The organism is Chryseobacterium sp. Marseille-Q8038, assembly GCF_965111995.1.
Genome location: NZ_CBCOPN010000002.1, coordinates 1,982,273 through 2,006,663 on the forward strand (window position 1 = coordinate 1,982,273; position 24,391 = coordinate 2,006,663).

At 34.9% G+C, this 24,391-nt stretch carries 25 protein-coding genes; 15 read left to right on the plus strand and 10 right to left on the minus strand.

All coding sequences use genetic code 11. The annotated features are described in order from the left end of the window. Nucleotides 1-44 precede the first annotated feature (44 nt). Together tgt and ACWPWS_RS22955 are read left to right on the plus strand one after the other, a co-directional pair. Nucleotides 45-1,175, plus strand: a complete 1,131-nt coding sequence (gene tgt, locus ACWPWS_RS22950) for a tRNA guanosine(34) transglycosylase Tgt (RefSeq protein ID WP_454048041.1) — start codon at nt 45-47, stop codon at nt 1,173-1,175. 6 nt (nt 1,176-1,181) lie between these two features. Then, entirely contained in the window at nt 1,182-2,294 is a 1,113-nt protein-coding gene (locus ACWPWS_RS22955; protein WP_209786299.1) for an LptF/LptG family permease, read from the plus strand. Here ACWPWS_RS22955 and ACWPWS_RS22960 read toward each other — a convergent pair. Continuing rightward, nucleotides 2,288-3,001 (minus strand): biotin--[acetyl-CoA-carboxylase] ligase, encoded by a 714-nt coding sequence (locus tag ACWPWS_RS22960; RefSeq protein ID WP_454048042.1) that lies wholly within the window; start codon nt 2,999-3,001, stop codon nt 2,288-2,290. The genes ACWPWS_RS22955 and ACWPWS_RS22960 overlap by 7 nt on opposite strands. An 87-nt stretch (nt 3,002-3,088) precedes the next feature. On the opposite strand from ACWPWS_RS22960, the gene rsfS reads away from it, so the two are divergent. The 9 genes from rsfS to ACWPWS_RS23005 all read left to right on the plus strand — a co-directional run bounded on the left by rsfS (nt 3,089) and on the right by ACWPWS_RS23005 (nt 12,135). After that, nucleotides 3,089-3,454, plus strand: coding sequence for a ribosome silencing factor (gene rsfS / locus ACWPWS_RS22965; RefSeq protein ID WP_047376360.1), 366 nt, complete (start codon nt 3,089-3,091; stop codon nt 3,452-3,454). A gap of 21 nt (nt 3,455-3,475) precedes the next feature. Further along, nucleotides 3,476-5,497: an ATP-dependent zinc metalloprotease FtsH gene (gene ftsH, locus ACWPWS_RS22970; protein ID WP_209786297.1), complete on the plus strand. Its 2,022-nt coding sequence runs from the start codon at nt 3,476-3,478 to the stop codon at nt 5,495-5,497. A gap of 135 nt (nt 5,498-5,632) precedes the next feature. Beyond that, nucleotides 5,633-6,214 carry an LUD domain-containing protein gene (locus ACWPWS_RS22975; RefSeq protein ID WP_454048043.1) on the plus strand — a complete coding sequence of 194 codons (582 nt, stop codon included), beginning with the start codon at nt 5,633-5,635 and terminating at the stop codon, nt 6,212-6,214. A gap of 24 nt (nt 6,215-6,238) precedes the next feature. Further along, nucleotides 6,239-7,111 (plus strand): phosphatidate cytidylyltransferase, encoded by an 873-nt coding sequence (locus tag ACWPWS_RS22980; protein ID WP_454048044.1) that lies wholly within the window; start codon nt 6,239-6,241, stop codon nt 7,109-7,111. Nucleotides 7,112-7,115: 4 nt separating this feature from the next. After that, nucleotides 7,116-7,772 carry a phosphatidylserine decarboxylase family protein gene (locus ACWPWS_RS22985; protein WP_209786295.1) on the plus strand — a complete coding sequence of 219 codons (657 nt, stop codon included), beginning with the start codon at nt 7,116-7,118 and terminating at the stop codon, nt 7,770-7,772. A gap of 424 nt (nt 7,773-8,196) precedes the next feature. Then, complete coding sequence (locus ACWPWS_RS22990; RefSeq protein ID WP_454048045.1) at nt 8,197-9,189, plus strand: helix-turn-helix transcriptional regulator; 993 nt, start codon at nt 8,197-8,199, stop codon at nt 9,187-9,189. Nucleotides 9,190-9,286: 97 nt separating this feature from the next. Continuing rightward, complete coding sequence (locus tag ACWPWS_RS22995) at nt 9,287-9,700, plus strand: transposase (RefSeq protein ID WP_454048046.1); 414 nt, start codon at nt 9,287-9,289, stop codon at nt 9,698-9,700. 1 nt (nt 9,701) lies between these two features. Next, nucleotides 9,702-10,022, plus strand: coding sequence for a helix-turn-helix domain-containing protein (locus ACWPWS_RS23000; RefSeq protein ID WP_454048047.1), 321 nt, complete (start codon nt 9,702-9,704; stop codon nt 10,020-10,022). A 301-nt stretch (nt 10,023-10,323) separates the two neighbouring features. Beyond that, nucleotides 10,324-12,135 (plus strand): hypothetical protein, encoded by a 1,812-nt coding sequence (locus ACWPWS_RS23005; RefSeq protein WP_454048048.1) that lies wholly within the window; start codon nt 10,324-10,326, stop codon nt 12,133-12,135. 403 nt (nt 12,136-12,538) lie between these two features. Here the strand turns inward: ACWPWS_RS23005 and ACWPWS_RS23010 are convergent, their stop codons facing one another. The 9 genes from ACWPWS_RS23010 to mobA form a co-directional block, all read right to left on the minus strand. Then, nucleotides 12,539-13,588 carry a serine/threonine-protein kinase gene (locus ACWPWS_RS23010; protein WP_078679693.1) on the minus strand — a complete coding sequence of 350 codons (1,050 nt, stop codon included), beginning with the start codon at nt 13,586-13,588 and terminating at the stop codon, nt 12,539-12,541. A gap of 3 nt (nt 13,589-13,591) precedes the next feature. Further along, nucleotides 13,592-14,059 carry a hypothetical protein gene (locus ACWPWS_RS23015; protein ID WP_078679694.1) on the minus strand — a complete coding sequence of 156 codons (468 nt, stop codon included), beginning with the start codon at nt 14,057-14,059 and terminating at the stop codon, nt 13,592-13,594. A 20-nt stretch (nt 14,060-14,079) separates the two neighbouring features. Continuing rightward, entirely contained in the window at nt 14,080-15,741 is a 1,662-nt protein-coding gene (locus tag ACWPWS_RS23020) for an LlaJI family restriction endonuclease (RefSeq protein ID WP_078679695.1), read from the minus strand. Beyond that, entirely contained in the window at nt 15,738-17,606 is a 1,869-nt protein-coding gene (locus ACWPWS_RS23025; RefSeq protein WP_260265273.1) for an McrB family protein, read from the minus strand. The genes ACWPWS_RS23020 and ACWPWS_RS23025 overlap by 4 nt, the downstream gene beginning before the upstream one ends. Next, the gene (locus ACWPWS_RS23030) at nt 17,587-18,651 is read right to left on the minus strand and encodes a DNA cytosine methyltransferase (protein WP_078679696.1); all 1,065 of its coding nucleotides are present in this window, start codon (nt 18,649-18,651) and stop codon (nt 17,587-17,589) included. Before ACWPWS_RS23030 ends, ACWPWS_RS23025 begins: the two co-directional genes overlap by 20 nt. Further along, complete coding sequence (locus tag ACWPWS_RS23035) at nt 18,648-19,538, minus strand: DNA-methyltransferase (RefSeq protein WP_221407468.1); 891 nt, start codon at nt 19,536-19,538, stop codon at nt 18,648-18,650. The genes ACWPWS_RS23030 and ACWPWS_RS23035 overlap by 4 nt, the downstream gene beginning before the upstream one ends. An 8-nt stretch (nt 19,539-19,546) precedes the next feature. After that, a complete protein-coding gene (locus ACWPWS_RS23040; protein ID WP_078679697.1) occupies nt 19,547-19,843 on the minus strand; it encodes a helix-turn-helix domain-containing protein in 297 nt (98 codons plus the stop codon). 148 nt (nt 19,844-19,991) lie between these two features. After that, nucleotides 19,992-21,263 (minus strand): conjugal transfer protein MobB, encoded by a 1,272-nt coding sequence (gene mobB / locus ACWPWS_RS23045; protein WP_078679698.1) that lies wholly within the window; start codon nt 21,261-21,263, stop codon nt 19,992-19,994. A gap of 4 nt (nt 21,264-21,267) precedes the next feature. Continuing rightward, on the minus strand, nt 21,268-21,702 hold the full coding sequence (gene mobA, locus ACWPWS_RS23050; protein WP_078679755.1) for a conjugal transfer protein MobA: 435 nt from the start codon (nt 21,700-21,702) through the stop codon (nt 21,268-21,270). A gap of 548 nt (nt 21,703-22,250) precedes the next feature. Between mobA and ACWPWS_RS23055 the strand changes: the two genes are divergently transcribed. From ACWPWS_RS23055 to ACWPWS_RS23070, 4 genes are all read left to right on the plus strand, one after another. Beyond that, nucleotides 22,251-22,745 carry a DUF3408 domain-containing protein gene (locus tag ACWPWS_RS23055; RefSeq protein ID WP_078679756.1) on the plus strand — a complete coding sequence of 165 codons (495 nt, stop codon included), beginning with the start codon at nt 22,251-22,253 and terminating at the stop codon, nt 22,743-22,745. A gap of 519 nt (nt 22,746-23,264) precedes the next feature. Further along, nucleotides 23,265-23,630, plus strand: coding sequence for a hypothetical protein (locus ACWPWS_RS23060; RefSeq protein ID WP_078679699.1), 366 nt, complete (start codon nt 23,265-23,267; stop codon nt 23,628-23,630). Between the two features lie 52 nt (nt 23,631-23,682). Continuing rightward, complete coding sequence (locus tag ACWPWS_RS23065; protein ID WP_246163252.1) at nt 23,683-24,027, plus strand: helix-turn-helix domain-containing protein; 345 nt, start codon at nt 23,683-23,685, stop codon at nt 24,025-24,027. Continuing rightward, nucleotides 24,024-24,305, plus strand: coding sequence for a helix-turn-helix domain-containing protein (locus ACWPWS_RS23070; protein ID WP_034979496.1), 282 nt, complete (start codon nt 24,024-24,026; stop codon nt 24,303-24,305). The genes ACWPWS_RS23065 and ACWPWS_RS23070 overlap by 4 nt, the downstream gene beginning before the upstream one ends. Nucleotides 24,306-24,391 lie beyond the last annotated feature (86 nt).

Genomic DNA, 24,391 nt, shown 5'->3' on the forward strand with positions numbered 1-24,391 from the left:
CTACAAGAATCACTGGTAAAACAGTGTTTTAAAAAAGTATAGAGATGAAATTTTTTAATATAGAAAAAACCTCTGAAGGAAAAGCCAGAGCAGGGGAAATTACCACAGATCACGGGAAGATTCAAACTCCTATTTTTATGCCTGTGGGAACTGTAGCAAGTGTGAAAACAGTTCATCAGAGAGAATTAAAAGAAGACATTAAAGCTCAGATTATTCTGGGAAATACTTATCACCTATACCTTCGTCCCGGAATGGAGACGATGCAGGATGCAGGTGGTTTACATAAATTCATGAACTGGGATCTTCCAATCCTTACCGATTCCGGAGGTTTTCAGGTGTTTTCACTGGCGAGCAACAGAAAGATGACAGAAGAAGGTGCGAGATTCAAATCTCACATCGACGGTAGTTACCATATGTTCTCTCCGGAAAGATCAATGGAGATTCAAAGACAGATCGGAGCCGATATTTTTATGGCTTTTGATGAATGTACTCCTTATCCTTGTGATTACAACCAGGCAAAATCATCTATGGAGCTTACACACCGTTGGCTGAAAAGATGTATTGAATGGACGAATGATAACCCTGAATTATACGGGTATAAACAAAGACTTTTCCCAATTGTTCAGGGATCTACCTATTCCGATCTTAGAAAAATTTCTGCAGAAGTAATTTCTGAAGCAGGAGCAGAAGGAAATGCTATTGGAGGACTTTCTGTTGGAGAACCTGAAGAAGAAATGTACAGAATTACAGATGAAGTAACAGACATTCTTCCAAAAGAAAAACCAAGATATCTGATGGGAGTAGGAACTCCATGGAATATTCTTGAATCCATCGGGCTGGGAATTGATATGATGGATTGTGTAATGCCAACAAGAAATGCAAGAAATGCAATGCTTTTCACATGGCAAGGGGTGATGAACCTTAAAAATGAGAAATGGAAGCGCGATTTTTCGCCTTTGGACGAATTCGGAACCAGTTTTGTGGATCGTGAATATTCAAAAGCGTATCTTCGCCACCTGTTTGTATCCAAAGAATATCTGGCAAAACAGATTGCTTCGATTCATAATCTTGCATTCTACCTGGATTTAGTAAAAGTAGCCAGAGAACATATTGTTGCAGGAGATTTTTATGAATGGAAAAACTCTGTAGTACCAATTCTTAGACAAAGACTGTAAGAAAATATGCTTAAAATTGTAGACAGATATATCATTAAAAAATACCTTGGAACTTTTAGTTTCATGTTGGTATTATTGTCTATAGTCGTATTGGTCATTGATGTTCAGCAAAAGATTCCAAGGATAGAAAATGCGAAGGCCATTGATCCGAAACTGGATCTGACCTATTTCCTTATCCATTTTTATCCCTTCTGGATCATCAATCTTGTAGTGACTTTCCTTTCCATTCTGGTATTTATTTCGGTAATTTATTTTACCTCCAGGATGGCAAATAATACTGAAATTGTTGCTATTATCAGTAGTGGAGCCAGTTTTCACAGGTTTTCCAAACCTTATCTGGTTACCTCTATTTTTATTGGATTGATTGCTCTTGTGGTGTATCATATGGTGCTGCCATGGGCCAATATCAAGAAAAATGAACTGGAAGCTTATACCTATAATGCAGCCAATAAAGAAAAGATTTTAGGAACAGCACCCGCTTCTTCACAGCTGAGTAAAACGGAATATATTTTCGTTGATTCATGGAATAAAAGAGAAAAAAGAGGATCGAGTTTTGTCTATCAGAAATATGATAAAGACAGAAAAATGACCTACGAGCTGAAAGCAAGCGAAGTATATTGGGATAAAACAAAAAAACAGTTTGTTCTTAATAATTATCTTGAAAAAACAATCAATAAAGACAATACCGAAAAACTAGGAAACGGAATAGAATTAAGAAAAAATTACGGTCATTCACCGGAAGAACTTTTTCCTAATGAACTTTTGGGGCAAAATAAAACCACACCGGAACTCCTGAAATTTATTGAAAGAGAAAAGGCAAGAGGAAACAGTAACCTGAATTCCTATCTGAATGAGCTTCACCAAAGAACATCGATGCCTGTTTCCATTATTATTCTTACTTTCCTGGCTCTTTCTCTGTCATCACAAAAGAAAAGAGGAGGATTGGGAGTTAACCTGGCAATAGGAATTTCATTGGCCTTTATTTTCGTGTTTTCATTTGAAGCTTTAAAAGTAGTTTCAGAAAATAAAAGTTTGTCTCCGGCTGTAGCGATGTGGCTGCCCAATCTGGTATTCCTTCCGCTTACTCTTTACCTTTATATCAAAAGAGCCAATCAGTAAAGTAATTTTACTTCCTTGTGATAAAAGGAATGCATTCCGTCTTCCAGTTCGATCCAGAGTTCACCCTTCTCGTCTGCATTTCGGATAATGCCATTTTGTCGCTCTTTTTCAATTTCAAAGACAGATACCTGATCTTTTTTGAAAAGATTTTTATTAAACCCATCCAGAATTTCCTGATCAGAAGGAATGTTTTTTAGTTTTTCAGACAGATATTCATGGAGATTTAAAGCCAGTTCTTCAAGGTCAAATTGTATTCCCGTCTGGGTCAGAAGTGATCCCGCATTCGATATTGTATCAAAATCTTCCTGAAGAATATTGATTCCGGCTCCTATGATGAAATAATTATTTTGATTAATTTTTTTCTTTTCTATTAAAATTCCAACGATTTTTTTACCTTTAAGGATGATATCATTCGGCCATTTGATTTTTACCTCAGAGTCAGACAATTTGGCAAGGAAATCCCGGATCACCATTGCGGTATAATAATTGAATATAAAGTCGGAGCACAGGATGTTCTGAGTACTCACTGCCAGCGTATAAGCCAGGTTTTTTCCGGCAGTCTGAGTCCAAACATTTCCATACTGACCACGGCCTTTAGTTTGATTAAAAGTATGAAGCCCAATAAAATTTGAATTTCCGTAAAGTAAAAACTTTGATATTTCGTCATTAGTAGAAGAACATTCTTTCAGATAGAAGAGTTGGCTCATTTAAGAAAAATTTAAGACATTAGGAGGGTAAAAGTAAGGTTAAAGTAAAGAAAAAACAATAAATTTGCAGATTATAGTATTTTTTTAATGAATAAAACAGCAGAAAAACAAGCGTTAATAGATAAAATCGTTGAAGCTATCCAGGATGTAAAAGGAGAAGACATTATGATCTTTGATCTTTCCAACATCGAAAACTCCGTAGCAGAAACGTTCGTGATATGTAGCGGAAACTCAAATACACAGGTAGCTGCATTAGCAGGAAGTGTAGAGAAAAAAGTAAGAAACGAACTGCAGGACAGACCTTGGCACGTAGAAGGTACTGAAAATGCGATGTGGGTATTGGTGGATTACGTTTCAGTGGTGGTTCATATATTCCAAAAACAGGTACGTGAGTACTATGATATAGAAGAGCTTTGGGGTGACGCAGTCATTACCAAAATTGAAAATGAATAATAAAAATTTTAAAAAGTCTAAATGAATAATAAAGGATTCAACTGGTTCTTTCCTATTGCAATCATAGCTCTTTTGCTGTTCTTTGGCTCCAATTTCCTTGGGGGCGATACTGCAAAATCTATTGATGAAGATGGTTTCTTTAGAGAAATGCAGGCGGGCAAAGTCCAGAATATAATTATATACAAAGACATAGAGAAAGCGGATGTTTTCCTAACAAAAGAAGCAAAATCGGCAATGGTGTCCAAAGCCGGAAAAGAAAACAACCCACTTTCCGTCCTGGACATGGCTCCTAAAGCAGATTTTTCTGTAAAATATGGAGACCTTCAACTTTTCCTTCAGAAATTTGAGCAGGTCAAAGCCAGCAATCCGGTTATTAAAACAACTAAAGATTACGGTACTGGAAAAAGCGCATTAATGGATATTTTAATTCCTGCGCTGGTTTGGATTTCTATTTTAGGATTATTCTACTTCCTTCTTTTCAGAAAGATGGGCGGAGGCGGAGGTCCTGGCGGACAAATCTTCTCTATCGGAAAATCTAAAGCAAAACTTTTCGACGAAAAAGAAAGAATTCAGGTAACATTTAAAGATGTTGCAGGATTGGAAGGTGCTAAAGAAGAAGTTCAGGAAGTAGTAGATTTCTTGAAAAACTCTGAAAAATATACAAAACTGGGAGGTAAAATTCCTAAAGGAGTTCTTTTGGTAGGCCCTCCGGGAACAGGTAAAACCTTATTGGCAAAAGCTGTTGCAGGTGAAGCTAAAGTTCCGTTCTTCTCCCTTTCAGGATCAGATTTCGTTGAAATGTTTGTTGGGGTAGGAGCTTCCAGAGTAAGAGATCTTTTTGCTCAGGCTAAAGCAAAATCTCCGGCGATCATCTTCATTGATGAGATTGATGCTATCGGACGTGCAAGAGGAAAGAATAATTTCTCTGGCGGAAACGACGAAAGAGAAAATACATTGAACCAGCTTCTTACCGAAATGGACGGTTTCGGAACAGATGTCAATGTCATTGTAATGGCGGCTACCAACAGAGCGGATATTCTTGATAAAGCATTAATGAGAGCAGGTCGTTTTGACCGTTCTATCTATGTGGATCTTCCGGAACTTCACGAAAGAAGACAGATCTTTGATGTTCACTTGAAAAAGATCAAGCTTGATGATAATGTAGATAGAGATTTCTTAGCAAAACAAACTCCTGGATTCAGTGGGGCAGATATTGCTAATGTTTGTAATGAAGCAGCATTAATCGCAGCAAGATATAACCATACTTCTGTTACAAAACAGGACTTCCTGGATGCGGTAGACAGAATTATCGGTGGACTTGAGAAGAAAAATATGGCCATCAAACCATCTGAAAAGAGAAGAGTTGCTTATCATGAAGCAGGTCACGCTACAATTTCCTGGTTAGTAGAACATGCATCACCACTTCTAAAAGTAACAATTGTTCCAAGAGGACGTTCTTTAGGGGCAGCATGGTATCTTCCGGAAGAAAGACAGCTTACCACTACTGAGCAAATGCTGGACGAAATGTGTGCAACATTGGGAGGTAGAGCTGCAGAGCAGGTGATCTTCAACAATATCTCTACAGGAGCACTTTCTGATCTTGAAACAGTAACGAAGAGAGCTCAGGCTATGGTAACAATCTACGGATTAAGTCCGAATATCGGTAATATTTCTTACTATGACAGTTCAGGACAGTCTGAATACTCATTCGGAAAGCCTTATTCTGAAGAAACAGCTACCAAAATTGATGCAGAGATCAAATTGATTATCGAAAACCAGTACGAAAGAGCAGTAAGAATTCTTGAAGAAAATAAAGATAAACTGGATGCTCTGGCAAATAAATTGTTGGAAAAAGAAGTGATCTTCCGTGAAGACTTAGAAGAAATATTCGGTAAGAGAGCATGGGATCCTGAATTGACAGAGAAACCTGTTACCAATACTATTCCTGAAAAAGATCAGCCAATAGCAGAGGAAACACCTCAGATCAAAGAAAAAGAAGAAGAAAGCGAAATTCAGGCTCCAGAAAGCCCAACACAGCTTTAAGACTCTAAAAAATAGAATTAACAAAAACCTGACAACTGCAAAATTGTCAGGTTTTTTCATATTTGAAGAGATATTTTGGACACTATTGTAATTTATTTTCTATTTTTGTATAAAGTTGACTAAAAATAGATTAAGTTGAATTTATTCAAGAGGATTGTAAGCAAACTTACCAACCAGCCTGAAGAGGAGGACAAACAGAGCCTGGAGAAGCTTGGGGATTCGCTGAAAAATGCGGATCTTGACTATAAGTTTGCGCAATTATTTACGCATTCGGGGGGATTTTTTAATTATTGTGCAGATGAAGCGGAAGCTCTACAAACTTTAAATCAAATTATCAAAATAGAAGGTATTAAAAACCTTTTCTGTTGGGATAAAGAACTTCAGAACTTTTTAAACGTTGTGAAGTCTACTTATACTTCAGAACTGCAGTCTTCTAATGAGGCCGCATTCATTACTTGTGAATACCTGATTGCCTATGATGGCAGAATCATGCTTTCCCATAATAATATCCTTCATTATCATTCGTCAAGGCTTCCTGACAAAATTATTATCATTGCCAATGTTTCTCAGATTGTGAACAACCTGAATGATGCAATGGGGAAAATAAAAAGAAACGGAAATATCAAGAACCTTACTTCCATCAGCGGAAGCCAGTCAAAAATGGACAGTTCTTCCAATGCCAATACAAAACTGTTTTTATTGCTGCTTGAAGATTAAGCAACCACTTCTAAATTTTAAATTTTGGACAAAAACCTCATTCAAAGAACCGTATCAGGGATAGTGTATGTAGCCGTCATTATTCTTTGTTCTACTCCGTTGGGAGCACAGCTGCTGAACAGTATTGTACCTGGTCTCATTAAACAGCAGTATCTTTTTTATGGCTTAATGAGTCTGTTGCTGATTGTGGGAACCTGGGAATGTGTCAAAATCATGAAATTTGGAAACGGATATGAAAAATGGGTGGTATTCCCATTAGTCATGTTTATTTTCTATATTTTTTCCAAAAGATATTTTAGTCACGATTTCTTTTTTGATTTCAGGCTTAGTGAAATACTGGCACTGGCGCTTATTGGGATTGCTGTGGTTACTTTATTCAAATATCCTAACGAATTATACTTTGATAGTGGGAAACTCATTTTTACCGTTATTTATGTAGCTCTGCCGTTTAGTTTTGCATTAGGACTTCCAAAGTTCTCCAGCTATACAGACGGTTTCTCCCTGGAGGTTCTGTTTCTGTTTATCCTGATCTGGAGTAGTGATACCTTTGCGTATCTGGTAGGGAAGTTTTTCGGTAAACATAAAATGGCGCCTAAAATTTCTCCTAAAAAAACATGGGAAGGATATGCCGGAGGTGTAATTCTTACATTGGTTCTGTCTTATTTTATTGAACATTATCAGCCTGAGCTGAGAGGAAACTGGATGATTGTAGGATTTCTGGTTGCTGCCTTTGCTCCTTTGGGAGATTTGGTAGAAAGCCAATTGAAAAGAAATTTCGGTGTAAAAGACAGTGGAAACATCATTCCTGGCCATGGTGGAGTTTTAGACAGACTGGATAGTTTTATTATCTGCGTTCCTGTCGTATATTTGTACTTTATTTTAGAAAAATTTATTTAGTCTCATGAAATTACATAGAGAATCAAAAGGAACGATTACCGTTGCAACCCTGCTTTTTATTATTCTGGGTGCGTTAGCAATTTATTTCCTTGAAATATGGTCACTGGTGATCATTATGCCTTTGTTGGTTATTTACGGTTTAGTTTTCTGGTTCTTCAGAGTTCCGGATCGTAATATCCTTGATCACAAAGAAAACGTAATAGCTCCGGTAGACGGAAAAGTGGTAATGATCAAAGAAGTGGATGAAGATGAATTTATAAAAGGAAAAGCCATCCAGGTTTCTATTTTCATGTCTCCATTGAATGTTCACATCTGCAGGTATCCGGTTTCGGGAGAAGTGATTTATAAAAAATATCACCCGGGAAAATATCTGGTAGCATGGCATGAAAAGTCTTCTACGGAGAATGAAAGAACTACGGTAGCCATACAAACGATGACCAATCATAAAGTAGTCTTCAGACAGATTGCCGGATATGTGGCAAGAAGAATCGTTTTCTACTGTAACGAAGGTGATAAAGCAAAAGCCGGGCATGAGTTCGGGTTTATTAAATTCGGTTCCAGAATGGATGTATTCCTGCCATTGGATACTGAGATCATCTGCAAGATTGGTGATATTACAAAAGGAGGTGAAGATATAATCGCCAAACTGAAAGAAAATTAATAGTATTATCGTATATAAGATCAAAAGAGAGCCTTTATAGCTCTCTTTTTTATTGAATAAACATGAATCTCATTTGAGTGTTTTAAGTTTAAATTACGCATGAGTAATATTGCGTATCAGAAGATAGATGCTTTTTCGTTGAGATCAATAATTTTGCATGCTTAAAAACACAAGCTCATGCTTTTAAGTGATGTGAGGTAAATGCTTATTAATTTCTTGTCAAAAATGGTATTTCATTTGATAATTTTAATAAATTGTAGCTAGAAAACACCTTAATCATATCCTTTTTAATGCTGAAAAAGACGATACATTTCGTGTTGTAGATTTTTTTATTTTGCATGAAAGGTTGTTAATATTGGAAAATTTATGCTTTCAGGAGTACAAATACCAACTTAAGCTTGTGAAAGCATAAAAAAACAACAAGATGATTTATAAGTTTTTCTTTAAGATGATCAACGATGAAACAGAGAAGATGGATGACGATTTTGACAGTAATTATCTGCATCTTATCAATCGGTATCTGCTTTTACTGTTTTTCATATTTCTGTTTTATTCCATTTTTATTATTGCTTTTTTCGGAGATATGTTGATCTCAACATTTCTTACCGTAATTACCTTTTTCTGGCTGTTTCTTATGGCTATAAAAGGAAAGACCAGGCGCTTTAAAAAGGTTTTGAAAACTTCTATTATCGGTACATTCGTTTTACTGACTTTTATTGTCAACTTTTTTAATATTTATACTTACAAGAATGCAGGGGTAGAATATTTCTACTTTTGCCTTCTGTTTGCGGTTCCTTTCTTCCTGAATTATAAAAAAGATTCTTTTTCCATCTTTTTTATTACATTCATGATCAGCATCAATTTTATAGTGTGTCTGTATTTTGATTTTGATTTTCTGCCTAAAAGCCGATTTATAGAAAAAGAAGATTTTAAAACAATAAAACTGTTGAACATTTTATTTTCTATTGCTTCCTTTTTGATGGATATTGTCTTTATTACCCAGAAGGATGCTCTTATCCACGGCTTAATTACGGACAGAAAAGAAAAAGATTCTACCATCAAGGATCTGGTGAAAACAAATACAGAACTTATGAAGCACCAGATGCTTATCAATCATCTTTCAGAAGAAAATATCCAGGAAATTTTAAGTCTGGCTGAAAATAATTCACCTATGTTTTTTGAAAAATTTCAGGTGTTTTTTCCTCATTTTATTCCTGATATTTTAAAAATAAATCCTAACCTTATCCATTCTGAACTGTATTTCTGTGCTTTGATGAAGCTTGATTTTGATACCAAGAAAATAGCACAATGTACCAATAACAGTATTCGTGCGGTAGAAAGTAAAAAATACAGAATCCGGAAAAAACTGAATATTTCCTCAGAGACAAACGTTAATAGTTTTCTTATTAAAATTTAAACAAAATTCCGATTTTTGTTACTTATACGTAGTGTTGAGTAGTATTTGATGGCATTTTTTGTTTTTCTTGTCGATATTTTTACTTAAAAATATTGTGATGAATATTAAGAACATTCATATTGGGAGTCTGATCAGGTCCAAAGTAGAAGAACATCAGATTTCAATGGAAAGAATTTCCCGATTTTTAAACAGAACGGAAGATGAAATAGAAATGATGTATCATGCAGGAAGCATGGATACCGATGTTCTGTTGAAATGGTGTAAGCTTTTAAAATTTGATTTCTTTAGATTTTATACCAGCCACCTGATTTTATATGCTCCTCAGTCAAGAATTGATAATACAGCCATCCAAAAGGGAAAGGTGATGGTTTTCCGGAAAAGTATCTATACCCAGGAAGTAAAAGATTTTATACTTGAAAAAATCGAAAGCAGAACAATGACGGCTAACGATGTTGTGGAACGGTATAAGATTCCTAAAACCACCTTATATAAATGGATGAAAAAAATATAATATGATGCCTGACTATAAGCAGATTTATACTGATATTCTTCAAGAAAAATTCCCTGAAAAATTAATAGACAGCACCATCAGGTTTAAGCTGGAAACACTCCATTCTGCCATTGATATTCTGAAATTTAACCAAATAATTTTTGGTGAACCTGAATATACGGTGGGACGCAACAGCCAAAGACTCCGTTCTTATGACGAAGAATCTATTTTGAATATTCTCAGTTATCAGAAAAGAAATGAGCTTAACAATCTTCAGCTCAGTCATCATTTTAAGATAAGCCGAAATACGATTGCCAAATGGAAAATCATTTTTAAAGTATGAGTAATTGTGTTTCATTTAATCTATTGGTGTTATGGTTTTAAATAAATAATCAATAATGATATTTTTGTTGTTTTTGTTTTCATTTTTGAATTTATGTTTGAGATTTGTTGAATGATTCAACTTTTTCTTAGTGTTTTTTTACGATTGTAAGTTGTTGACTTTTTGTGAGTTTTACTACGCGTGAGTAGTATTGCGTAGTGGGAATTAATTAGTAATGATCTGTGAATGATAATTTTGTGATGGTTAAATGACTGAGCTGCTTAGTTGAAATTTTAATCATTAAACAATTATAATTCATACAATGATGGACACAAAATTTACAATGTTCCCAATCAAAGTCTTGCTGATAGCAATGCTCTTTGCTTTTGGAAAAATTTATTCACAGGCTAATAATGGAGCGGTAGGAATTAATACTACCGTGCCCAATTCAAATTCCGTTTTGGATGTTGTTTCAGGAAATAATAACAAAGGAGTGCTTATTCCGAGGTTAACTGAAACAGAGCGAAATGCAATTGTAATTAATCAATCCAAAGATGATGGCTTGACAATTTACAATACTACAGAAGATTGTTTTAATTACTGGAGCCTTGCTGACAACGAATGGAAAAGTGTCTGCGGACAAATGGGGAAAGCTGTTTTTACCATAGACTGTTCCTCTTCCAAAGCGATGGGAAGCTACGTGAAAGGGAAAGAACTCACCAATTCGAATTACCTGAGCATTGCTGTTAATGTTACAAAACCAGGGAATTATACCATTTCCGGAACGACAACAAACGGATATAACTTCTATGGAACCGGAGTATTCCTTAATGCCGGAGCACAAACCATACAGATTCCGGGACAGGGAGCTCCTCAGAATATTCAGACTGATAATGTAGCCCTTGAAGCCAACGGAACTGCTGTTACCTGTACTCCTGCCATTTCTATTGCGGTACTGAGTCCTTCCGGAACCTATACTATGAGCTGTGGAAGTGCAACGGTAAACGGAGTCTATAAAGTAGGAACAGCTCTTACCGCTTCCAATACGATTGCTTTGCCAGTGAATGCTTCAACACTTGGAAGTTACACCATTACCACCAATACTGTTGATGGAATTTCTTTCAGTGGATCAGGAGTATTTGCTGCTACAGGAAATCAGAATGTTACACTGCAAGGGACAGGAACACCTTCCTCCACCACTGTAAAAACAATGACCATTACTTCTGACAGCCAGGGAGGAGTTTCCACCACATGTACTGTCAATGTGATTGTGGTGGTTCCCAAGAAAAAACTTTTAACCATTGGTACAGCTCCAAATGGTTGTGGATACAATGTATCAGGAACTTCGCCATCAGGTATGGTGACTAAAGCTGCCGCTAATTTTGGAACACTGGCAAACAGTATTGTAAAATACGAAGGATGGGATCAGATCATAGACGGTACAGACAGCCCAAATGCCACACAGCTGACAACCTGGACAACGGGAGCAAATCCTGTAGATATTATTGTTATTGGATATGCATGGGGAATGAATGCTGCAGAAGCTCAGGTATTAAAAAATTATCTGGCAAAAGGAGGGGTAATCGTTGCTTATTCTGAAAGTAATAGCGGAATGCAGAACCTTTTCAGAAATGTTTTTGACGGATCAGTAAATACCGGAAGTGTAAACAGTGCGGGAGCTATCTATAAACTTCCACTTACCAATGACGAAATACTGAATGGCCCTTTTGGTGATATAAGAGGATTACAATGGGGGGAAGATGCTTCTTCCACAACATATGCAACAGGGCTGCCTTCCAGTGAAATTACTGTATATTCAGGAGATACAAATATTTCTACAGCTTCACCCACAGGAAATGTAGGTCGTGTAACAGCTTTTAAGCATAACACCCTAAACTTTATCTGGGTAGGAGATGGAGGATTTAACTCTCAGTGTGGAACTGTTACTTCTCCCAATACTTCAGATACGATATGTCCATTCTATGCAGATACGAACTATAAACCAATTCCTAAACCCAACTATGGAAATGGGGCAGCTGCCTATGAAATGAATGTATATAACTCAATATTCTATGCAAATGCTCTTGCCTGGGCAATTAAAAAGGCAGAATTCAGTGGAATAAACACAAAATGATAAGGTTTTTTAAAGATGGCTCCGGCACGATTATTCGTGCCGGAGTTTTTTATTTTAAAGTTTTCAGGAAAAAGCTGTATCGGTTGAATACTAAGCTTTTATAGAGATATTCAAAGAAGTCAGGTAACGATTTGGTAACGGTGCTTATTGCTTTGCTTTTCAACGTGTTTCCGTTAGCTCATAGCAAATATACAAATTTTTGAGTAATGAGTATATCACTGTTATTGCATAGTATAATACGATTTGTGTTACTTACTACCTTTCTTTACAACAGTCATATAGTGATTCTTTACCGTGATTTTTATGTTGTTTTTGTTTAAATCATTTTTAGGCATAACGAATTTAGGAGCTGTGTTTTCAGCTCTTGTTAATCCATTTTTATTATATTTTATTGCCTTGATTTTCACAATTTCAATGCCTGCTTTATTTTAGATAAAACGTTAGAAGTGGTCAAATTATTGTGGCAATGAGCCGTTTCACGCTGTTCTCTAGCAGTAGAATTATTTACTTTAGTGGTAAGTATACTAATATTTCTTGGGTTTGTCAAATCTACCACTACTTTATATGTATGGTTTCCATTATCTCGCTCCCAATGGTGAAATGTTGAAGTTTGATTAAATCTCCAGTCTAAATTTTCATCTATATCACTTAATTCATTTATTAATTCCAGAACAGTTTGATGTCTATCTGCAATATTTACATTCATAGCTTTATTGACAACTCGTTGCAACTTTAAAGGGATATGAGGAAGATAATCTGCTCTATTTGGAAAAGTCCCCAATTTTACTGCATTTACATATTCATCTTCTGTTTTATATTTTGATAATTGACTATGAAATTGGTTTTCTCCATTAAGCAAACGATATATAGTCAAACCAGCCAAATATATATCAAAATGAATTGTTTTATCCGAACTCGTAAATGTTTCAGGGGGAAGCTGTTTTATATAGAATTGTTCAGGTGAAGCAAAACCGAAGCTATTCATTGCTTTTGTCAATCCAAAATCAGACAAATGAGCTTCATCGCTATCGGAAATCAAAATATTATCAGGTTTAACGTCAAAATGAATTAACCCTTTTGAATGAATATGGTGTAATCCTGATAAGAACTGTATTGAATAACGAATAATTTCTCTAATTGTTAGGTTTTTTGTAGCAATAAGTGATTTAAGCGAGCCATTCTTATAATATGGCATAGCTATATAAATATGGTCAGCATCTGAACAACCATAATTTACTTTTACAACATTACTATGTGAGGATGCATAAAGCTTTTTCGCTTCTTCGTAATACTCCGTGGGATTAACAATTTTACTTTTCTCAATTTTTTTAACGACAATTTCTCCGTCAAGTTGTTTGTCATGTGCTAAAAATACCTGTGAGTTTTTCCCTTCCTGACCTATCTCTTTTGTTGTTTCAAAATTTAGCTCCGTTGTATGTAGTCCTAATGGCATAATTTAAATATTTAAAGCACTAATTGCTGACATTAAACTCTCTCTTTGTTCTAATGAAAAACTTTGCCAGTTTTCTATTCCCATAAAATTATCTTTACCCTCGGCAAATGGTTTGAAAGTGGCTCTTTCTATTCCAAGGTTGGCACTTATACTGGAAATTTGACCAACATAATATTTAACAATAGTTGAACTTGCAAATAATTCTTGAATAACCCCCTCTATATAAATTCTTGTAATATTTATTGATTGGGCATTTGATTCTGTAATTCGAATACAAGCATTGGTAATGCTAAATTCATTAATTATGTCACAAAGTGTATTTCTTAAAAATTTCAATTGTTCTGGAATATTTAGCGCTTTAGGATTGTTTATTTTATCCACCAATGTAATTTCCAATTCTTCATTTTCGTATGTGACAACTGAAAAGTACACAGTAGAAGGCGTTACCCTAATTCCTATTGATTTTCTCATAATTAATTGACTTGATTTTGTTAATTCAGTTTGTACTCAGCACTCTCTTCTAATTCAGCTTCAATTTGTGAAATTACTCCGTCAATGTCAGAGCCTTTTTCAAAGGCTAAAATCAGTTGATTTTCAAGTTGTGATGGTTTGTAAACCTTACCATTTAGCAGTTTAAAATGTTTATAGATGAAATTCTCTTCAATCGGTTTAACTTTATAAAACTGATATTTTTCATTGATAAAAGCTACTAACTTTTCTCTGAATATTTTTTGCGTATCTTTTTTAAAATTGTTTTTCAAAGTTGAATTTCTTGATAGATAGCCCGAAAGCACAAACAAGAAATTGATGTTGTATGATTGAACAAATAACGTATCCCTATCGAAAAGTCGGTTTTCAAAATGAAATTGCATTATTGGTTTTCCTGTCTCATTCAAATACGATTTAGAAAAATCAAAATCTTTATTTACAAAGGCAGAAATGAAAAAATTAGGAGTTATGTTATATCCTTCCGTTTCGTTTTCTCTGTATCTTATTCTCTGGTCTAAATCTCCTTTATTAAATAAATCAATATTGTACTGAATTACATTTCTGGCATAAGTGAATTGTTTTGCCTTTGAATTTTTCCCTACGCTATTTTGAGGTTTATAATATTTACTGTCTCCAACGAAATAGATTTCATCTTCGATTAGAAGTGATTTGTATTTGTAAATATGGTCAACCTGTTTTCCGTCTGCGTGATTTTTTAATTCAGGGAATAATGTGCTATCTCCGATTAAATCATCAATCATATCCTCAAACACGATATTGAAATCCTTGATTAAAAGAATTTCTTCAATTTGTTTCTTAGATTGGGTTCTTTCACTTCGCTCAAAATACGTAAATAGCAAGTTGTATAGACAAATCATTTTATCCGAAAAATATTTGTACTTAATATTTTTCAACAATCTGCACCCTCTTCTTAAAACCGCTTCAAATTGATGCCCTTTAATGAGGTTATAGTTTTGAGGAATTTGAAAATTAAATGCATACTTTTCTTTAATGTGATTTAGCGTTGAATAAAAAAGTATGAGTAACTCTTCGTCATCATTTACTCTTTTTCTTGTTGTTGCTAAATCAACATAAATTGGTTGGTTATTATGAATAATTGGCTGTTTCTTGTTAATAGTTTTGTGCCAATTGATTTTGTTTTGTTGTGAGTGTGCTGTTTTTGCAATGAATGTAAATAAGTCCTGATTTTCCTTATGAAACCTCAATAAACTTAAAATAATGTCAAGCTCAGTGCTTGAATTTTCATCCAAATTGGTTACAATTTGATTGATAAATTGATTCTCTGAAATCGAATTGTAAAAATGTCTTTTATTGAATTGCTGAATTGCCCGATACAACCAAGTTGAAATTTCAAAAATCAGCTTGTCTTTTCCTGTTTCGGTTAATCTTTGTGTTGTTTCAAATGTTGGATTGATTAAAGATTCTGGTGTAAACTCATCAAAAGCTAGATTATGTTCATTGATAAAAACTTTCGGAAATATGATGACAACATCGCCTTTTCCTTCATTTATTTGCGGATTGAAATAATATCCAACAAAGTTAATTTTTGATTCAATACCATTAATAGGGAAATAGTACCTTTCAGTTAAAACTTTTGAAAGGTCTTCCGTTTTGTAATGATATTCTTCAAATAATATTATCATTGTTCAGGTTCTAATCCGTTGAATTTCAAAAATGCTATTACAATATCTGTTGCGTTGTCGTTGTAAAGCTCTCCAAATTGGAAATCTATTGGATTATTTTCTTCAAGTTCATATTTGAAAATTGAACTTTGAGTTCCAAATTCATCCTTGTAAACTTCCGACCATAAATAAAACAAGACTTTAGACCTGAATTGGTCAAACGTTATGTTTCCGTCTTTAGGATTTACAAAGCGGTTTCCAAGTTGTTTATCTTCACTACCTGTCAGTTCTTTAATTTTCGGATTGATGTTCTCAATAAATTTACCCCAGTTAAATATACTATCTCGGACAACGATGTCTAAAGAATTAGCATCCTCGTAATTGATTGGTACAAATTCCCAATCCCAACGTCTTTTGAATGCACTATCCATAGGAAATAAAGATTGGTCAGACGTGTTCATCGTTGCCAAAATGTAAAGATTGTTTGGCAGAATAATTTTGTCAAAATCTTCCGTTTCGATTTTCGCTTTGTAATTTTCTACTACCTCAACATTATCAGAACTTTCAAATACAGATTTTATATAGTTTGCTAAATCTTTATCGCAATTGATTTCATACTTTGAAAAGCCATTATCATCCCTATCTAAACATTGAAATAAGTCTCCAAAAATTTGAGCACAGTTGCCTCTGTTTATTTCTTCAATGATTAGGAAATATGGCTGTTCAGGATTTAGCCAAGCATTACAATATGCTTTTGTAAACGCCTGAGGAACAAAATCGTATTTTATAAGGTCACCATTCATTATAGGTTTATAACTTCCTACAAAAGAATGATAATCTGTTTCAGGGTGGAATGTTGTTCTTGTTCTGTTATAACCGTTTGTTATCCTTTCAACTTCTCGGCTCTTTCCTGTTCCGGGAGAACCATAGAAAATGATTTGATGAGGGATATTGTCTAAATTTTGTGGATTTTCAACATCATCAGCTTGATTATTACCTTCTTCAGTTTGATAAATTACCGTTCTTTTCGGAATTAGATTTAAAGAGGTTTCAACTGTTTTATTATAGTTCTGTAATTCAACCAAATCAGCAGGATTTTTAATGCTAAATCCATTATTTCCATCCTCCTTAATAAATCTGTGTAAACCTGATTTTACAAATGACTTTAAAATTCTGAAAGGACCGACAGGTTCTACATTATCCCTATCGTTTACGGTATTCCCTTTTATAAGTTCATCATAGATTCCTTCTTGCTGAAAATATAGTTCCGTATTATCATCCTTTCTAATCTTGAATTGTGTTTCTTCCGAAAAAATAGTCAAGGTTGTTTGTATCTTTTTGTATAGGTTTACATCTGGAACATAATTGGGTGTTTTTAAAATCCAATTATATAATATTTCCTTTAGTTCAGGAGAAATAGAATTGTCTCTTTCAGATAAAGCATTATCTAATAAAATTAAATTTGTCGAGAACTCAATTTGTTTATCAAATCTTTTACCTCCTGTCCTCTCACGAGTGTTTTCTCCTGGATTATTGATGAATGTTACCTTAGCCAATTTCCAAAATAATTCCAATGTCACTTGAAGTGATTCAATCTGTGATTTAAAAAGAGGATTGTTATTAAGAGCATTCCTGAAAGTCGCATCATCTACTACTAATACACCAAATAAATTCTTAACACTTGTTAAAAGTGCATCTTGAATTTCAATTTGGGTATTTGGTGCATTTACCTCTTTTGAGTATGCTATTAAACAATTTTTATTATCAGACAAGTATAACGTATATACAAGTGCAAATAACTCTTTTATTTCTCCTAAAGAAGATTTGATTCCGTGTCTGAGATTAATCTCATTCCTTTCTTTATAGCTATCTGGATAAGTTTTCATTGTCGTTATCTTTTTTTATTATTTTGGCTATGGAATATGCTAATAAAGGAGGTACAGCATTTCCAACTTGTTTTAATTGAGATGATTTAGTTCCGTGAAAAATAAATCTATCAGGAAAAGATTGCAATCTTGCACCTTCTCTTACTGTAATACATCTGTCCAAAATTGGATGTGTAAACATTCCTGAAGATGGAGTATCAAATCTTGTTGTTATTGTTGGAGCAAATCCTTCTTCTTTAAGTCTCGTCCACGTACCTGAAAAAATAGATTTGGTCAATAATTCTTTAGGTAGAACTTCTTTCCCCATACCCTTCGGAATCATGGATAGCTTTTTCAAAGCCAATTCACTATGTTTTGTTGCCTGATGATTGTAAATTCCTTTAGAACCTTTTCTCATTAATTTCTGATAATCGGAAAGTGGTTCACAAGGATAATTATGAATGTCTTTTCCCTCGCCAGATTTAATTTTCGGCAAATCATATATTGCATCAGCAACAGTTGTTTTCTTACCATTTGTTTTTGGTAACAATAACTTTTCAGTTCCTTTCTTACCTAAAAAAAATGCTCTTTTTCTATTTTGAGGTACTCCAAAATCAGAAGCCGTTAAAATATCTACATCCACCTCATAACCTAAATCATTGAAAGCACAAATAATTTCATTTTTAAAAAAACCATTTGACGTTGTGGTTATATTAGGTACGTTTTCTAATAAAAAATACTTAGGTTTAAAAGCCTTGACAAATTCAATAAAATATCTAAAAAGATAGTTTCGTTCATCGTCCAAACTTAATCTTTTTCCTTTCTGAGAAAAACCTTGGCAAGGAGGGCCTCCGATTACAACGTCTATATTTTTATATTTATTTGTCAAATCTTTCAAATTCAACTTTTCTATATCTGTTGAAAAAACATCCGTTTCAGGGTGATTTAATTTATATGTATTTGCAATTGATTCATCGTGTTCTATTGCAAATACAGTTTCAAAGTTAGCCATTGTGAAACCAAAAGAAAGTCCGCCAACTCCTGCAAATAAGTCAACTACTCTCATTTTATAGTAATATCTTGAATTCTATTTTTAGAAATATTGTAATATTCTTCATTCAGTTCAATTCCAATAAATTGTCTGTTATTTATTTCACAGCTTACTCCAGTAGAACCGCTTCCCATAAATGGGTCACATACTATATCTCCTTCATTTGAAAGAACTTTTGTGAAATGATTTAAGACGTCTATTGGCTTTTGAGTGGGATGCTTACCAAATTTTTTCTCACTTTGAGTAGTCAAGGACGATTCTATAAAATCGTGAAGAACTTTATTATCATTATTAAATGTACCTGTTGTTCCTTCATTGATAAAATAAACCCAAGCTTCGGTTGAGTTTACAAAATGTAAATTCATATTTCTTGGCATTGGATTCGTTTTATGCCAAACCCCCACAGTTTTATAATAGAAATTGTTTTCTTCTGCAAGATTAATGATAGATTCTATTTTCATCAAAGACATAAATAACAACAAACTGCCTTTTTTGCGTAGTATACGATTGCTTTGTTTGAAAAAAGCACTCATTTTCATTAACCATTCATCATATTCTAAATCATCCCAACCTGCGTAGGCGAATTGGTTTTCCCTCATTTTAACAAGGTTTGTGCCTCTTTTGTGCATAAAAGAACCTAAATTAAAAGGGGGGTCGGTAAGAATTAAATCAACGCTCTCACTTTCAATATTTGACATTAGTTCTTCACAATCTCCATTTGCAATTTTTGAATTACCAGTAATTGATTCAAATGGATTATTTACAGAAATATCAAGATTATTTGTAATTACTTTTTGGTTGAATAAATTATGTCGAGGGTTATATATACTACTTGGTTCCTCAAGAAAACCATGCTTTATTGAAGTGTCATTTAAAACATCTATGTTCAGAGTGCTTTTCATCTTTTTAATCATTTTTTCAAATATTTTACACTATCTTCAGCTACCATCATTGCTAATAATGCATTCTTCTCATCTTTTACTACTTCACATATTTGGTCAGCTAACCATAGCGTTACTAATTCATCTGAATTTACATTCAGTATTTTAGCTATTTTCAAAACAGTTTCTTTTTTTGCCTGTCTTTCTCCACGCTCAATTTTGCTTAATTGAGCTGTATCCATCTCTAATAAAGGTGCAAGTTCTCTTAGAAGTAATTTCTGTTTACCTCTAAGACTTCTTATTTTATGTCCAAATTTACTCTTCATTATTAAAATGATGACTTGTCATATATTGGCAAATATATCGAAAATGATATAAGCATCCTATGCTTTCAGTGCGAAATTTTGGAACAAAAGAATAGTGAAAAATGCAAAGCCATATTAACTAGTCTTTTGAACAAATGTGAAATGTTATTTACCTTCTTCTTTTAATATAAGCTTTCTTCTTTTTCTTTATTCGTTCTGCAAATTGTTCTTCGTCGTAATCTTCGCCCTGTGCATCAGGTAGCAGGCTGAACAATCCTAAATCGGAAAAGTGCGATTGTTCCTGTGAGAGAAACTCAAAAAGGTCTTTTGTCGGTAGGTTGTCTATTTCATTTGCTTTAGAAATAGGGTTATCTTGTATCTTCAATTCAGGTTTATTTCCATTGTTCCACCAATCGTTAAACATATTTGCCGATAGGCTTCTGTCTAAAGCCGAGGCATTCCAAACGCTACGACTTTCGTGGTCAATAAAGGTCATACCGTAAATTCGCCCTTCACTATTGCGTCTTACAACTGTATTAATACCCTGCTCTGTCAACTGTTTTTTAAAATCTGTTTCGTTATTTGTGGTATGTATGGCAAGCTCCACCGTATTTTTTAGAACAGACCTTACAGGCGTGGTTTTCATTTTTTCTTTAGACTGCTCAAAGTGTTTTTGAAGCTGTGCCACTCCTGCATCTTTCCCGAAAAGTGATGCTTTGAACGGATTGCTTGTCTTGTTGCCGTTTTCATCTAATGCCACATAAACCAATCCGTTTATGGTTTGACCATTTCGCTCGCCTTTGACTTCTTCCGCTGTGATATTGAAAAGGGAAAGTAACGCATTGAAACTACCCATAGTAGAATAGCTATAATACTTTGGTAGATGCCGTACTACCGAAGCAATCTGACTTTTGATGTCTCCATTTTTATGATTTACAGGCTTAAAAACTTTGTTGACTTGTTTCTGCTCCTGCTTGGTGGCTTTTTTCAGATTATATTTAGTTTCCAAATCCCGACAGATAGCCATTGAGCGTGGGTGGTCGTAATCATCGGGGATTTTCTTGCCGTCAATTCCCACGCAGGTCGAAACGATATGGATATGCGTGCGGTCAATATCCGTATGCTTGAAAACAATATACGGCTGATTGCAGTAGCCCATACGTTCCATATACTCCTGAGCCATATCGGTAAACTGCTCATCGCTGACCTTATCCGCAGGATCTGGGTTCAGCGATATATGCCTTACCGTCTTTTCTGTTTTTATATTAGCAGACAGATACGGCTCAAAACATTTATTTAAATATTGGGTGGTATACTTGCCGTCTATAGTATCAGGTATCTTGTTTAGTAACAGAACTGCTCCGTTTTCCGTTTCCACTTTCTGCTGATTGTACAAAATAGCTCCATACATATTGTTTCCCTTTCCTATTTTTGCAATCATTTTTCTACTCTTTATTTAGATATTTTTTTTCAAATTCTTCGGTAAGTATTAAAACCTTTTGCAATAATTCTTTCATTTCTTTGGTCTCTTTTTCCAATTTAAAGAGGTATGCAGATGCTTTTTTATCTGAAAAGTTGGCGTTCAAAAGCTTTACAATTTGATTGTAATTCGTTGCTATTCCTCGAAATTGACCGAAAAACTTGGTCAAACCTGCGTGGTATTCTATTGCATCCATATCAATTTTAACGGTCTTTATCGTCTTTTGAAAGATGCAAGCTGTAATAAAATGAGCTATTACTTTCATTCCCGATTGGTCAAAGAGAGCTAGGAACTTGGAATTGTCTTCTGCATTCAGGTTAATTGAATATCGATTAACCGCAGGGTCGTTCTTCGGTTTTCTTCCTGTTTTACTAATCTTTTTTCTGTCTTTCTCTTCCATAATAAAAACCATTTTAATTTTAAACAAACGGGCGACTTCGGAGCCGTTTCCAGCCCCCTGCAAGGGCAAATGCTTTTGCGGTGCCGAAATTCATTTCGAGTACCTCAAAAGATAACTTGCTCTGAACAGGGGTTCAGAAAAATCCGTTTTGCAAACGGATTCGGGTTAGCAGGGAAAACCCATCACGTCCATTACAAATTTCGGTAAGACTATTTGAATAACAGTCATTTACAACCACGACAATTCACGCCAAATGACGCCACTGAATGCCACCTTAAGGCAGATTGTGACGGCTTTTATTTCCTTTGTATATGGTTAGCTGGCTGATTAGTTATATCCTTAATGAAGTAACTAAACAGCATAAATCCCGACAGCAAATCTGCGTGATTGAATGCAGACGAATTACAGATTTTTTAGTTAATGAACTACCCAATTAAGGGTATGCAGGTGCTTAGGTAGATAGGTAGTTACATAGATACAACAGTATATACAGCTGATTGCTTAGTTAACCAAACAGCTAATTGGATATAATATTAAAAATGATAGATATGATACACGAAGAAAACAAAAATCAGCAACCCGAAAAAGAGGATTTCTCTATTGAAAATTTCATAACTGATGAAAATAAACAATCTTTCACGGAACAACAGGTAGTAACACATCGGGAAGATTTTGTCAAACCCAAAGTAGATGAGGAAGCTATTATGCGTGTAATGGCAGGCGAAGAACCTTCGGAAACTGAAACGGAAAACACAAAAACACCTGCGAGTAATACAAGAAGGATGATTTACAAGCCAAAGAAGCTGACCAAAGAGGACTACTGCGGACGGTTCTTCAAAATTCCCACGACAACGGCAAGCAGGGGGAAATCAGTGTATGTACGGCAGGAACACCACGAAACAATTAACAGGCTTACAAATATTATGGGCATCGACAAACTGACGATTTATGCGTATCTGGACAACATTATCGAATACCACTTTCAGGAGTTCGGGGAATTGATTAGGGAAATCTATAACGAGAAACACAAACCGTTGTTTTGATAACTATACGTGGTGGGTGGTACGTTTCTACCTCTTAAAATTATTTTCCAAAAGAAAAAAACAGAAAAAAAAGAAAGCCATTTTAACAAGGGGGACAGGCGGAAAAACCAAAAGGAAACGGAATAAGTCCCGAAGGGTGGCAGGGCACACAACAAACTCGGCGAAGCCACCATATTTGCCCTGCCATTATGCCGTAGTCTTTTGGTTGGGTGGTGCGGTGGCTGTCCACCTTATCTTTGCTCCCTTTTTTATTCTTTTTTTATTCTTTTTTTAATCAATTCCAATCAAAGAAAGGGTACAAAAAACACGTAAGGGCTAAGGATAGGGTGTTTTTTGTATGCTTTCCTTTATCCTTACAAAACACTTTAAATGTGTGAGGGCTTTGCGAGGAAAATTTAAAGTGTTTTGAGGATTACTTTCTATTCATGTTGTGCCAACATAAGCCAAATACTGCCACATAATGCCAAATGAAAACAATACATTCCCTTGTGTTCTATATTGGGTGCAAATTTTGAACCTATGGCACAAAAAGTAATACCTGACAAAGAGCAGAAAGAGAAAGAACATAGTCCTTTGATACAGGTTGATAAGCAGAGCGACCCGATTTCCAATTTCATCGCTAATTTAAAACGTCAGTTCAGGGAAGCAAAAGGCTTAATAGATTGGAACAGACTATTCGGGGGAAAACGTACTGAACAACAAAAGCAGACTTCCGAACCTGAAAGCATAATAGGTGCGACAAAAACGCTTATCCGTTCAGACTTCAAAAATGAAGAAAAAAATCAGGCTATACAGACCAATAAAAAGCCTGCTTTAAAAATGGACAATACAATCATAACGCAACAGTCTCGTCCTAAAAGTAAGAAACCAAAGTTAGGATTATAGCCTAGTATTTGGCAACTGTACGCCAAATACCGCCATCGGATGCAACATTAAAATGACCTATGTGAATAGCTTTTATTTTAGAGGTTTAAATGATGCAGATATGGAAATAACAGTTTTAGACATTCAGATTTTGAAAGCATTGCATAGGGAAGTTAAGGAAGTTTCCAATTTGATAGCGGAAATGACTACACCCTACAAAGCACTGCAACAGGCAACTAAATGGCTCGACCAACAGGAAGCCTGTCAATTGCTCAACATCAGCAAAAGAACGTTGCAGACGTATAGGGCAAAAGGCATTCTTGGAGCAACGCAAATTAATCGGAAAACGTATTTCAGATTATCCGAAGTGGAGTTACTTATGCAGGGAGAGCGACCATTAAAAAAGCAAAAGAAATGAAACAGATTGGAAATTCAAACGAAGATATGCTTGCCTTGCTCGAAGCTGTGGTAGGCATCAAAAACGAACTGCTGTATATCAGGGAATATTTCCACCCATTGTTAAAAGGGGAAATATACCTGTCAGGCGAACAGGTTTGTGAGATGCTACATATCAGCAAGCGGACGTTGCAACAATACAGAGATGACGGACTGATACCCTTTATTAAACTCGAACGGAAAATCCTTTTCCGTGAAAGTGATATAATTAAGGTGTTGGAAGACAATTATCAGCGTTAACCGATTAAATGAATGCTTTGAAACTGTAACTCGTATCGGTCAATTAAAGAAACAGCCCACTGCTTAAAGCGGTGGGCTGTGGTGCT

Excerpts from the sequence above, each read along its gene's own strand:
- tgt (WP_454048041.1), top strand. The coding sequence starts at position 45 with ATGAAATTTTTTAATATAGAAAAAACCTCTGAAGGAAAAGCCAGAGCA.
- ACWPWS_RS22955 (WP_209786299.1), top strand. The coding sequence starts at position 1,182 with ATGCTTAAAATTGTAGACAGATATATCATTAAAAAATACCTTGGAACT.
- ACWPWS_RS22960 (WP_454048042.1), bottom strand. The coding sequence starts at position 3,001 with ATGAGCCAACTCTTCTATCTGAAAGAATGTTCTTCTACTAATGACGAA.
- rsfS (WP_047376360.1), top strand. The coding sequence starts at position 3,089 with ATGAATAAAACAGCAGAAAAACAAGCGTTAATAGATAAAATCGTTGAA.
- ftsH (WP_209786297.1), top strand. The coding sequence starts at position 3,476 with ATGAATAATAAAGGATTCAACTGGTTCTTTCCTATTGCAATCATAGCT.
- ACWPWS_RS22985 (WP_209786295.1), top strand. The coding sequence starts at position 7,116 with ATGAAATTACATAGAGAATCAAAAGGAACGATTACCGTTGCAACCCTG.
- ACWPWS_RS22990 (WP_454048045.1), top strand. The coding sequence starts at position 8,197 with ATGATTTATAAGTTTTTCTTTAAGATGATCAACGATGAAACAGAGAAG.
- ACWPWS_RS22995 (WP_454048046.1), top strand. The coding sequence starts at position 9,287 with ATGAATATTAAGAACATTCATATTGGGAGTCTGATCAGGTCCAAAGTA.
- ACWPWS_RS23000 (WP_454048047.1), top strand. The coding sequence starts at position 9,702 with ATGATGCCTGACTATAAGCAGATTTATACTGATATTCTTCAAGAAAAA.
- ACWPWS_RS23005 (WP_454048048.1), top strand. The coding sequence starts at position 10,324 with ATGATGGACACAAAATTTACAATGTTCCCAATCAAAGTCTTGCTGATA.
- ACWPWS_RS23010 (WP_078679693.1), bottom strand. The coding sequence starts at position 13,588 with ATGCCATTAGGACTACATACAACGGAGCTAAATTTTGAAACAACAAAA.
- ACWPWS_RS23015 (WP_078679694.1), bottom strand. The coding sequence starts at position 14,059 with ATGAGAAAATCAATAGGAATTAGGGTAACGCCTTCTACTGTGTACTTT.
- ACWPWS_RS23020 (WP_078679695.1), bottom strand. The coding sequence starts at position 15,741 with ATGATAATATTATTTGAAGAATATCATTACAAAACGGAAGACCTTTCA.
- ACWPWS_RS23025 (WP_260265273.1), bottom strand. The coding sequence starts at position 17,606 with ATGAAAACTTATCCAGATAGCTATAAAGAAAGGAATGAGATTAATCTC.
- ACWPWS_RS23030 (WP_078679696.1), bottom strand. The coding sequence starts at position 18,651 with ATGAGAGTAGTTGACTTATTTGCAGGAGTTGGCGGACTTTCTTTTGGT.
- ACWPWS_RS23035 (WP_221407468.1), bottom strand. The coding sequence starts at position 19,538 with ATGAAAAGCACTCTGAACATAGATGTTTTAAATGACACTTCAATAAAG.
- ACWPWS_RS23040 (WP_078679697.1), bottom strand. The coding sequence starts at position 19,843 with ATGAAGAGTAAATTTGGACATAAAATAAGAAGTCTTAGAGGTAAACAG.
- mobB (WP_078679698.1), bottom strand. The coding sequence starts at position 21,263 with ATGATTGCAAAAATAGGAAAGGGAAACAATATGTATGGAGCTATTTTG.
- mobA (WP_078679755.1), bottom strand. The coding sequence starts at position 21,702 with ATGGAAGAGAAAGACAGAAAAAAGATTAGTAAAACAGGAAGAAAACCG.
- ACWPWS_RS23055 (WP_078679756.1), top strand. The coding sequence starts at position 22,251 with ATGATACACGAAGAAAACAAAAATCAGCAACCCGAAAAAGAGGATTTC.
- ACWPWS_RS23060 (WP_078679699.1), top strand. The coding sequence starts at position 23,265 with ATGGCACAAAAAGTAATACCTGACAAAGAGCAGAAAGAGAAAGAACAT.
- ACWPWS_RS23065 (WP_246163252.1), top strand. The coding sequence starts at position 23,683 with ATGACCTATGTGAATAGCTTTTATTTTAGAGGTTTAAATGATGCAGAT.
- ACWPWS_RS23070 (WP_034979496.1), top strand. The coding sequence starts at position 24,024 with ATGAAACAGATTGGAAATTCAAACGAAGATATGCTTGCCTTGCTCGAA.